General features: G+C 64.3%; 12 protein-coding genes. 10 read left to right on the top strand and 2 right to left on the bottom strand.

What is annotated here, in order from left to right:
* The first annotated feature begins 9 nt into the window (after window positions 1–9).
* The 7 genes from AC1VVK_RS09950 to AC1VVK_RS09920 all read left to right on the top strand — a co-directional run bounded on the left by AC1VVK_RS09950 (window position 10) and on the right by AC1VVK_RS09920 (window position 4,715).
* Complete coding sequence (locus AC1VVK_RS09950) at window positions 10–1,719, top strand: M28 family metallopeptidase (protein ID WP_482902848.1); 1,710 nt, start codon at window positions 10–12, stop codon at window positions 1,717–1,719.
* On the top strand, window positions 1,716–2,702 hold the full coding sequence (locus tag AC1VVK_RS09945; protein ID WP_482902847.1) for an agmatine deiminase family protein: 987 nt from the start codon (window positions 1,716–1,718) through the stop codon (window positions 2,700–2,702). Before AC1VVK_RS09950 ends, AC1VVK_RS09945 begins: the two co-directional genes overlap by 4 nt.
* A gap of 36 nt (window positions 2,703–2,738) precedes the next feature.
* A complete protein-coding gene (locus tag AC1VVK_RS09940; RefSeq protein WP_482902846.1) occupies window positions 2,739–2,864 on the top strand; it encodes a hypothetical protein in 126 nt (41 codons plus the stop codon).
* Window positions 2,865–2,988: 124 nt separating this feature from the next.
* Window positions 2,989–3,219, top strand: a complete 231-nt coding sequence (locus AC1VVK_RS09935) for a hypothetical protein (RefSeq protein WP_482902845.1) — start codon at window positions 2,989–2,991, stop codon at window positions 3,217–3,219.
* Entirely contained in the window at window positions 3,216–4,103 is an 888-nt protein-coding gene (locus AC1VVK_RS09930) for a bestrophin family protein (protein WP_482902844.1), read from the top strand. Before AC1VVK_RS09935 ends, AC1VVK_RS09930 begins: the two co-directional genes overlap by 4 nt.
* A gap of 37 nt (window positions 4,104–4,140) precedes the next feature.
* The gene (locus AC1VVK_RS09925; RefSeq protein WP_482902843.1) at window positions 4,141–4,476 is read left to right on the top strand and encodes a hypothetical protein; all 336 of its coding nucleotides are present in this window, start codon (window positions 4,141–4,143) and stop codon (window positions 4,474–4,476) included.
* Between the two features lie 17 nt (window positions 4,477–4,493).
* Window positions 4,494–4,715: a hypothetical protein gene (locus tag AC1VVK_RS09920; RefSeq protein WP_132387686.1), complete on the top strand. Its 222-nt coding sequence runs from the start codon at window positions 4,494–4,496 to the stop codon at window positions 4,713–4,715.
* Between the two features lie 52 nt (window positions 4,716–4,767).
* On the opposite strand, the gene AC1VVK_RS09915 is transcribed toward AC1VVK_RS09920, so the two are convergent.
* Window positions 4,768–6,585 carry an AMP-dependent synthetase/ligase gene (locus AC1VVK_RS09915; RefSeq protein ID WP_482902842.1) on the bottom strand — a complete coding sequence of 606 codons (1,818 nt, stop codon included), beginning with the start codon at window positions 6,583–6,585 and terminating at the stop codon, window positions 4,768–4,770.
* 109 nt (window positions 6,586–6,694) lie between these two features.
* Window positions 6,695–7,753, bottom strand: coding sequence for a quinone-dependent dihydroorotate dehydrogenase (locus AC1VVK_RS09910; RefSeq protein WP_482905147.1), 1,059 nt, complete (start codon window positions 7,751–7,753; stop codon window positions 6,695–6,697).
* A 411-nt stretch (window positions 7,754–8,164) separates the two neighbouring features.
* On the opposite strand from AC1VVK_RS09910, the gene AC1VVK_RS09905 reads away from it, so the two are divergent.
* The 3 genes from AC1VVK_RS09905 to AC1VVK_RS09895 are packed head-to-tail and all read left to right on the top strand — an operon-like array spanning window position 8,165 to window position 10,652.
* Entirely contained in the window at window positions 8,165–8,602 is a 438-nt protein-coding gene (locus AC1VVK_RS09905) for an SUF system Fe-S cluster assembly regulator (protein WP_132387680.1), read from the top strand.
* The gene (gene sufB / locus AC1VVK_RS09900; RefSeq protein WP_482902841.1) at window positions 8,603–10,111 is read left to right on the top strand and encodes a Fe-S cluster assembly protein SufB; all 1,509 of its coding nucleotides are present in this window, start codon (window positions 8,603–8,605) and stop codon (window positions 10,109–10,111) included. It begins immediately after the preceding gene.
* A gap of 46 nt (window positions 10,112–10,157) precedes the next feature.
* Window positions 10,158–10,652 (top strand): endonuclease domain-containing protein, encoded by a 495-nt coding sequence (locus tag AC1VVK_RS09895; RefSeq protein ID WP_482902840.1) that lies wholly within the window; start codon window positions 10,158–10,160, stop codon window positions 10,650–10,652.
* The last annotated feature ends 1 nt before the right edge of the window (window position 10,653 follow it).

Here is a 10,653-nt window from a genome sequence, read left to right as displayed (position 1 = left end):
GCCCAGACAATGAAACGCACCGCTGCCCTGCTTGCCTCTGTTGCCCTGTGCCTCGGCACGGCCGCCATCGCCGCCCCCCAGCTGCCCAAGGGCAAGGCCCTGCCGCCCCCGGCGATGACCACCGAACCGGCACCGCAGCTGTCGGTCGACAACATGAAGACGCTGGTGAAGACGCTGTCCTCCGACGATTTCGAAGGCCGCGCGCCCAGCACGAGCGCGGAACCCAAGGTGCTCGACACCATCATCGCTTCCTTCAAGAAGGCAGGCCTCCAGCCCGGCAACAAGGGCCAGTGGCTGCAGGACGTGCCGACCGTGGAGATCACCGGCAGCAACCATTCCGCGCTGACGGTGACCGGGGCGAAGACCCCGCTCTCGTTCAAGTTCGGCGACGACTATGTAGCCGCCAGCTACCGCGTGACGCCCAAGACGCAGGTGAAGGACAGCGAACTGGTCTTCGTCGGCTACGGCATCAATGCGCCGGAACTGGGCTGGAACGACTATGCCGGGATCGACATGCACGGGAAGACCGCGGTCATCCTCGTCAACGATGCCGACTATGACGCCGCCACCGAGGAAGGCCCCTTCAAGGGGCGCCGTATGACCTATTACGGCCGCTGGACCTACAAGTTCGAGGAAGCCGCACGTCAGGGCGCGACCGCCGCGCTGATCGTGCATGACACCTTCCCCGCCGCCTATGGCTGGAACGTCGTCAATTCCAGCTGGACCGGCGCGCAGTACCGCGTGGCGACTCCCAACGACGACATGGACCAGACCGCCGCCAACGGCTGGATTCAGAAGTCGGTCGCCGAATCGATCCTGAAGGCTTCGGGCAAGGACCTTGCCGCGCTGTCGGCCGCTGCCAAGCAGAAGGGCTTCAAGCCGGTGCCGCTGGGCCTGAAGGTCAACCTGGGCTTCGACAATGCGATCCGCCGCTCCACCTCGCACAACGTCGTCGGCGTGTTGCCGGGCAAGGTGCGTCCGGATGAATACGTGCTCTATTCGGCCCACTGGGACCACCTTGGCCACTGCACGCCGGACAAGACCGGCGACGGCATCTGCAATGGCGCGGTGGACAATGCCACCGGCGTCGCCGCGCTGGCCGCGATTGCTGAGGCCAATGCCAAGGCCGGCCCCGCCGCGCGCAGTCAGGTCTTCGTGGCGGTGACCTTGGAGGAGTCGGGCCTGCTCGGTTCGGAATACTACGCTGCCAACCCGATCTACCCGCTCGACCACACCGTGGGCGGCGTCAACATGGATGCGCTGCTGCCGGGTAGCCGCACGCGATCCTATGCGATGACGGGTGGCGACAAGTCCGCCCTCACCTCGATCTTCCGCGATGAACTGGCGGACGAGGGCCTGACCGAAGTGCCCGAGGAACATACCGAGCGCGGCTACTACTACCGTTCCGACCACTTCTCGATGGCGAAGCGCGGCGTGCCGATGTTCGATCTGGCTGCCAGCACCGACTGGGTGGACGGCGGCAAGGCGGCAGGCGACGCGGCGAGCGAGGATTACAACTCGAACCGCTATCACGGGCCCAAGGACGAATACTCGGAAAGCTGGAACTGGGACGGCATTGCCCAGACGGCGGGGCTCTACTATCGGCTCGGCCGCACGCTCGCCGATTCGGACTTCTGGCCGAACTGGCACGAAACCGACGAATTCCGCGCGATCCGCGACAAGGCTTGCGCCGCGGCTCAAGGAGGCTGCCACAAGTGACTTTCGCCCTTCCCCCCGAATGGCATCCGCAGGACTGGATCTGGATCGGCTTCCCGCATGACCCGGTGGAATGGCCGGGCTTTCTGGAAGCCGCACAGGTGCAGATGGCCGAGTTCGCCTCGGCCGTGGCCGAATCGGGGCAGGAAGTGCGCCTGATCGTGCGGGACGAGGCCAATCGTGCGCGCGCGGCCTCGCTCGTCTCGTCGAAGGTGAAGCTGGAAGTGCGCCGCTATGGCGACGTCTGGCTGCGCGATACCGGTCCATTGGTGGTGGCCGACGGTGCTGGCGCGCTCAAGGCGATGCGCTTCGCCTTCAACGGCTGGGGCGGCAAATACCTGATGGATGGGGACCAGGAAATCGGCGCCGAACTGGCGCGCGATGCCGGGCTGGAGGTGGAAACCTCGGACTGGATTCTGGAAGGCGGCGCGCTGGACGGCGACGGCACCGGGCTGGTCGCGACCACCGAACAGTGCCTGCTCAACCCCAACCGCAACCCGCACCTGACGCGCAGTGATCTGGAAATGCGCCTGAAACGCGATCTCGGCTACGACCGCGTGCTGTGGCTGGGCGACGGCCTGATCAACGACCATACCGACGGCCATGTCGACAACCTTGCGCGCTTCGTGGCGCCGAATGTGCTGGCCCTGCCGCGCGCGACCGGCCCGAACGATCCCAACGCCGCGATCTACGCAGATGCCAAGGCGCGGGCCGAGGCGATGGGCGTGACCGTGCGCGAAGTGCCCTCACCGGGCCGGGTTGAGTCTGACAGCCGGATCGAGCCGGCCAGCTACATGAACTTCGCGATCACCTCCAAGCTGGTGGTCGTGCCGATCTACGGCACGCAGCACGACGCGGACGGCATTGCCGCCATCGCCGAACTGTTCCCCGATCGCGATACCGTGGGCGTCATGGCCGATGCCGTGCTGGCCGGTGGTGGTTCCTTCCACTGCTCCAGCCAGCAGATGCCGTCGCGGATCGTTTAACGGATTCGCAACGCCTCGAAGCGCAATCTGCGGGGCATGGCTCGTGTACTGACCCTTACGCAAAACGCTGCCGCCATCCCGCAGGCCGAATGGCTGCGCATGGCGGTGGTGAGCGGCTGCGCGCTCGCGCTGATTCTGGCCAAGACCGCCCTGCCTTTTTGAGTCGGCCTTGCGATACAGAGTCGTCATGCTGCATTGCAGCAAAACTTTATCACGAACAGACCGTACGCCGTTAACGGGCAGCCCCCAGTTTGAAGTCTCCCCCTGATCGCAAGGAGACTTCCCGATGCGCCCCCACGCCACTCACACCTCCGCCAAAGACCGCGAGCGCCTTCGTCAGGCGATGCGCTCGAACATGCTGTTGTTGTTCTTCGGTTTGGGCGTGCTGGGATTCCTGATTGCCATCGACCGGGCGGAGTGGTTTTCCTTGAAGCCCGCCACGGGCACCTCGGTCTCGCTCTCGCACGCGGTGGCCGATCACCCGGGCCAGACCCCGGAGGCGTCCGCAGCACCATGATCGTCACTCCCTCGCTGCATCCCGTCCAGCTTGTCCGCGAAATCTGGAAACCGCTTACGGTCCTGTTCGTCTGGGACGTGATCGTGACTGTCGCGTGGTTCATGTTCCCGTTTCACGCCCCCGAATTGCCGATCACTCTGTTCGGCTCCGCGCTCGCGCTGTTTCTCGGTTTCCGGAGCAATTCGGCCTATCAGCGCTGGTGGGAGGGACGGGGCCTGTGGGGCTTGATGATCAATGCCAGCCGCAACCTCTCACGCGCGGCTCGCAACTTCATGCCCGATCCCGACGCGGCCGAGATGAAGCGCCGGATCGTTCTGCGCCAGATCGCCTACGTCAACGCGCTGCGCTGCCAGTTGCGCCGCCAGACGCCCGACGGCGAAGTGATCCGCCTGCTTCCGCAGGGCGAGGCCGACCTTGCATTGGCGCGCGTAAACGTGGCCAACGGCATTCTCGACGGCACCGGCCGCCGCATCGACGAAGCCCGCCGCGCCGGCTGGATCGACACTATCCAGCAAGCGCAGATGGAGCGCGTGCTCGTCGATATCGCCAATGCGCAAGGCGGCATGGAGCGGCTCAAGAACACGCCGCTGCCCAACCAGTACCGGTTCTTCCCGACGCTCTTCACGCATATCTTCTGCGTGCTTCTGCCCATCACGCTGGTCGAACCGCTGGGGTTCGCCACGCCGCTCGGCTCCACGCTTGCCGGTCTGATGTTCCTGTCGGTGCTGGCCATCGGTGACGATCTGGTCGATCCCTTCGCCAATACCGTGCACGACCTGCCGCTCAACGCGATGTGCCGCACGATCGAGATCGACCTCCTCCAGTCGATCGGCGAGGCGCCGCCGCCTGCGATAACCCCCGATCCGCACGGTGTGCTGTGGTGACCGGTTGACGGCGAGGCGTGGGAGCCTAGGACAGCCTATGGCCAGAGCAGACCGTCTAGAACGTATGGACACCCGCCGCAGCGACCTCGAAATCGAGTACCGTGCGGCATTGATCGAAGCTCTTCGCGTGACGGCGGCGGGAACGTGGGGTCTGTTCGACCACAACAAGGACCGGGCGGCGCGCGCAAAAGTCGCGCCGACGGTGGACCACCTTATCGAACTCGCCGAAGTCATCGACGACTTGCGCGATCAGCTCGATATGGATGCTTTCACACTCCATCAGGAATTTCTCGCCGCGCGCGGGCCGGTCAAGGCCGATGCTGTGGGAGAGCCGAAGCAAGCTCAGGCCTGGCTGGAGCGGTTAACGGCCTAATCGATAGGGAGTTGTCCATGCGCCTTTCCAAAGATCGCCAGACCGCCCGCGCCGCCGTGCGCATCGGCAATTGGTTCAAGCTGGAAGCCCGCACGGATTTCAGCCCGCCGGGACTCGTGGCCGTGGGCATACTGGTTTCCGGGATTCTGCTGAGCACCAGTGTTCTTGTCGCAGCAGGCGGCCGCGCGCGGGCCCGTCGGATTCAGGCGCGCACCGATCGGTCTCTGCCTGAATCCTGATCGGCAACCGCAACCGGGTTAGCCTAAGCCCGCCCGGTCACAGTCCTTACCTTCAGTTCCGGTAGAGAACGTCCAGCCGGTCGGCGTAGCGTTCCTTCAGCTTGTGTCGACGGATCTTCAGGCTGGGCGTCATTTCCTCGTTCTCGATCGAGAAGGGTTCGTCGGCGAACGTGAACTGGCGGACCTTCTCGATCACCGAGAGGTCGGTGTTGACCTGGTCGATGGCGCTGCGGATCGCTGTGCGGAAGGCCGGAAGGCGCTGGAGCGCCTTGAAATCGAACTTCTCGTCATTGGCCTTGGCCCAATCGAGCGCCCAGTCGGCATCGGGAACGATGAGGCCGACGATGTAGGGCCTGCGATCGCCCCAGACCATGGCCTGCGCGATCTCGGGCTGGAGCGTCAGCATCGATTCCACCTTTTGCGGAGAGACGTTGTCGCCCTTGTCGTTGACGATCATGTCCTTCTTGCGGTCGGTGATGCGGATGCGGCCGCGATCGTCGATATGGCCGATATCGCCGGTATGGAGCCACAGCCCCGATCCGGAATCGATCAGCACCGCGCGGGTCGCGGCATCGTTCTGCCAGTAACCCTGCATGACGAGTTCGCCGCGCACGAGGATCTCGCCATCGGCGGCGATCTTCACCTCAACGTCGCGCATCGGCGGGCCCACGGTGTCATGGCGAATGCCGGCAGCGGGGCGGTTGCAGCTGATGATCGGCCCGGCCTCGGTCTGTCCGTAGCCCTGGAGCAGCGTCAGGCCCATCGAATCGAAGAACACGCCGATCTCGGGATTGAGCGGCGCCCCACCCGAAACGAGCGCCTTGATGCGGCCGCCGAACTTGGCGCGCACCTTGGGCCGCAGCGTGTGTTCGAGCACGAGGTTGAGCGCCTTGTCTCCCAGCCGCCAGCGTCCGGCCTGCTGCCGCTCGCCAAGGCCGATGGCCTGTTCCATCAGCCGCGAAGCGATCGCGCCCTGCTTTTCGATCTGCTTCATGATGCGCGTGCGCAGCACTTCGAAGAGGCGCGGCACCACGACCATCACGGTCGGGCGCACTTCCTCGATATTCGCAGCCAGCTTGTCTAGGCCCTCGGAGTAATAGATCTGTCCGCCGAGACCAATCGGCAGGAACTGGCCGCCGGTATGCTCATAGGCGTGGCTCAGCGGCAGGAACGAAAGGAACGTCTCGCCCGGCTGCCAGCCGAAATCATCGACGATGATCTGCGCCGCACCGGCAACATTGGTCAGCAGCATACCGTGGTGCTGACGCACCCCGCGCGGGGCGCCGCCGGTGCCGCTGGTGTAGATGATGCAGGCAAGGTCCTTGCGGCCGAAGTGGGTGAGGCGCGCCTCGACTTCGGCACGCGCGGCCACCGGATCGCCCTGGATCAGGCTGTTCCAGTCGTGAGTCTCGAAAGTGCCGCCCTGCAACGCGGGCATCTGCTCCATGCCGATCACATGGCGGCACAAGTCCGTCTGCACGATCGCGGGCAGGAGGGCTTTGCCGAGCTTGGCGGAAGAGACAATGGCGGCGTGTGCGCCCGAGTTCTCCAGAATATGGATATGATCGCGCGTGGTGTTGGTGGTGTACGTAGGCACCGTCACGCAGCCCGCCGCCATGATCGCGAGATCGGAGAGGCACCATTCGGGGCGGTTTTCCGAGACGATCAGCACACGGTCCCCGTCGCGCAGGCCCATCCGCCGCAGAGACGAGGCCATCATGCAGACGCGGCGCGCCGCTTCGGCCCAGCTGACGGATTGCCACGCGCCGTCGCGCTTGGCCCAGAGCATCGGGGTTTCACCGAGGTCATCGGCGCGCTTCAGAAACAGCGAAACGAAGTTCGTGCTGTTGTCGAAGTCAACAAGATCCATGTTGACCTTGGTCCTCTCGTAAATATCAGATTTGTCGTTAGGTAATGTCTAGGCGCGCGCGCGGGTTGCGACAAGCGCGGCCAATGACGTCACCCGGCGGTTTCGGAGCCTATTCGCTGCCCACGGCTTCGGACAGGGTTGCAAAGCCGTCGCGCTTCATCAGCGATTCCAGACCCTTGCAGATCGCCCTCGCAATGCCGGGGCCTTCGTAGACCATGGCGCTATAGACTTGCACAAGGCTGGCCCCGGCGCGAATACGGGCCCAGGCATCTTCCGCACTGGCGATACCGCCCACGCCGACGAGGGGAATCGCCCCGCCGGTGGCCTTGCGGAAATCGCGCAGGCGCTGAAGCGCAAGGTCCCTGAGCGGTGCTCCCGAAAGCCCGCCAGTCTCGCCGCCGTGCTTCGAGGCAAGGGCGGGGCGCGAAATCGTGGTGTTGGAAACGATCAGCGCGCCAAGACCGCGATCGAGGGCGATGCGAGCGATCGCATCGATGTCGGCCGGTTCGAGATCGGGCGCGACCTTGAGGAACACCGGCGGACGCGGCGCACTCCCACAAGCGGCGTCACGCGCGTCGATCACTGCGTCGAGCAGCCCGGTCAGCGTCGATTCGTCCTGCAAGGCACGCAGGCCCGGGGTATTCGGGCTGGAGATATTCACCGCAAGATAGGTCGCGTGCGGCGCCATCATGCGCGCCATCGTCGCATAATCGGCCACGCGATCGACCGAATCCTTGTTGGCGCCGATATTGATGCCCACCACGCCCGGACGGTCCCGACGGGCCGACAGGCGGGCCAACGCCGCCTCGCCGCCATGGTTGTTGAAGCCCATGCGGTTGATGACGGCACGATCCTCCACCAGCCGGAACAGGCGGGGCTTGGGATTGCCGGACTGGGGAAGGGGGGTAATCGAACCCACTTCGGCGAAACCGAAGCCGAGCCCCAGAAGGGCATCCGGCACTTCGCCGTCCTTGTCGAAGCCGGCCGCCATGCCCACCGGATTGGGGAAAGCGATTCCCGCAACTTGCGTGGCCAGGCACGCGGGCGAAACGGGCGCGCGCGAGGAGCCCGCCAGCTTGAGGGCCTTGAGGGCGAGACCGTGTGCCGATTCGGCATCGAGTCGGAACAGGGCGGGTCTGAGCAGCGCGTACATCACGTGGGCGCGCATAAACGGGTCGGCCGCGCGGCTCAAACGCTTCTTCGCATAGGCTCAAAAGTCGCGGAATGGCCGCAGCAAGGGCGGAATCGTGTGCGACAGTGCGATCTGCGACACGCCGTGTCGCAATTATACAATAAATCGCCCAGCCCGTTGCCTACATGAGGGTTGCGACCCGAAGGGCTCGTAGCGGGATGCGCACGAGTTCTTTATTACCTTAAGGGCGGTTCCCGGCTTGCCGGGGGCCGCCTTTTTTTATCCGAATTTGCATATTCTCTCCGATTCGGAGGGACTTGCAACAGGTGCGCTGGTTAATGCGCGTAAATCCTGTGCGAAACTCCATTGAAACGGCCGTGGTCCTGCACTAGGTGCAAATCGGAAGAAAACGATCCACTTTAGCTGCGGGTCCCGAAAGCCTCACCAATGCGCCTATCGAGCATGGCGGATTATGCCGTCGTCATCATGTCTGCTGCCGCCCGGCATTGCGGCGGATGCCCGCTCGTCGCGGGTGATTCGAAGCATGGGCGAGTCTCGGCCGCGCAATTGGCCGAGGAAACCCGGCTGCCCGCACCCACCGTGCAGAAGCTGGTGAGCAAGTTGACCGCCGCCGGCCTGCTGCGCTCGTCACGCGGCGTGGGCGGCGGATTGAAGCTCGCCCGTTCGCCCGAAACGATTTCGGTTGCGGATATTGTCGAGGCAGTGGAAGGGCCCATCGCGCTCACCGCCTGCCTCGATGTCGGAAAGTCCGAATGCCAGATCGAGGGTGGCTGCCATGTGCGCCCGCACTGGCCGCAGGTGAATGCGGCGCTGCGCGGCGCACTGGCGCAAGTGGCCCTGACCCAGCTCGTCGAGGAAGTTTGAATGACCGAAGAAACCGCTCCCGCAATCGGCGCTGAGGCGCCGGAAATGCGCGATCAGGCCGCGCGTGATGCTGCTGCCCGCGTGGCGGAGTACGAGCACGGCTGGGTTTCCGATATCGAGCAGGAATACGGCCCCAAGGGCCTGTCCGAGGATACCGTCCGCTTCATCTCCGCCAAGAAAGAAGAGCCGGAGTGGATGCTCGAATGGCGCCTGAAGGCTTATCGCCGCTGGCTGGACATGCCGATGCCGGATTGGGCGAAGCTGAAGGTGCCGCCGATCGACTATCAGGAAGCCTACTATTGGGCCGCGCCCAAGAAGAAGCCCTCGCTGTCGAGCCTGGACGAGGTCGATCCCGAGATCCTGCGCGTCTACGAGAAGCTGGGCATTCCGCTGGAGGAGCAGAAAGTGCTCGCCGGCGTCGAAGGCTCGCGCAAGATCGCCGTGGATGCGGTGTTCGACTCGGTTTCGGTCGCCACCACGTTCCGCAAGGAGCTGGAGCAGGCGGGCGTGATCTTCCGCTCTATCTCGGAAGCGATCCGCGAATACCCGGAACTGGTGAAGAAGTGGCTCGGCAAGGTCGTGCCCGTGCAGGACAACTACTTCGCGGCCCTGAACTGCGCGGTCTTCTCCGACGGCACCTTCGTCTACATCCCCGAGGGCGTGCGCTGCCCGATGGAGCTCTCCACCTATTTCCGCATCAATGCGGAGAATACCGGCCAGTTCGAACGCACCCTGATCATCGCCGAGAAGGGCAGCTACGTCTCGTACCTCGAAGGCTGCACCGCGCCGATGCGCGATGAGAACCAGCTTCACGCCGCCGTGGTCGAACTGGTCGCGCTGGAAGATGCCGAGATCAAGTACTCCACCGTGCAGAACTGGTATCCCGGCGATGCCAACGGCAAGGGCGGCATCTACAACTTCGTGACCAAGCGCGGCCTCTGCCAGGGCGCCCGTTCGAAGATCTCGTGGACTCAGGTAGAAACCGGATCGGCGATCACCTGGAAGTACCCCAGCTGCGTCCTCAATGGCGAGGATTCGGTGGGCGAGTTCTACTCGGTGGCGGTCACCAACAATTACCAGCAGGCCGATACCGGCACCAAGATGATCCACAACGGCAAGGGCAGCCGCTCGACGATCATCTCCAAGGGCATCTCGGCCGGCAAGTCGAACAACACCTATCGCGGCCTCGTCCGCGTGGCCGCCAATGCCGAAGGCGTGCGCAACTTCACCCAGTGCGATTCGCTGCTGCTCAGCAAGGAATGCGGCGCCCACACCGTGCCCTATATCGAAGTGCGCAACCCCAGCGCCCAGATCGAGCACGAGGCGACCACCAGCAAGATCAGCGACGACCAGATGTTCTACGCCATGCAGCGCGGGCTCGATACCGAGCAGGCTGTGGCGCTGATCGTCAACGGCTTCGCCAAGGAAGTGCTGCAGCAGCTGCCGATGGAGTTCGCCGTCGAAGCGCAGAAGCTGCTGGGCATCAGCCTTGAAGGAAGCGTGGGATAACGATGCCCCGCTTCCAAACTCGCAAGACACTCAAAGGAATCCTCGCATGACCGCCGCCCGCAAGACTCTCGGGATCAGCAAGACCGCTACACCGAAGGTCGATGCCAAGACCGGCTTCAACGTGACCGGCGCGCGCCTCGAAACGCTGAAGGAGCGCGCGAAGGACCAGCGCCGCAATCCCAGCGAGGCGCAGAAAGCGCTGTGGGCCGAACTGTCCGGCTCGAAGCTGGGCGGTGTGAAGTTCATGCGCCAGGCCATCGTCGGTTCGGCGATCGTCGATTTCTCGTGCCCGTCGCGCTGGATCGTGATCCAGCTCAGCACTGAGGACTCCAACCCGGACGTCAACGAGTTGCAGGACCGCAAGCTCATCGAAGTGGGCATCCGCGTGCTGCGCTTCTCCGAAGACGAAGTGCTCGACCGCATCGACAGCGTGGTGCGCGAGATCAACACCGAGATTAACGTGCCGTTCGACAAGCGCTCTGCGCGCCGGAAGGCCGGGACCACTGCCGCACCTCGCTTTGATGAGGGCGCCGAAGGATGAC

This window comes from Novosphingobium sp. BL-S-32, from assembly GCF_056857055.1.
Note: the sequence above shows the minus strand (reverse complement) of the source record. Positions and strands in the feature narration are given on the sequence as shown.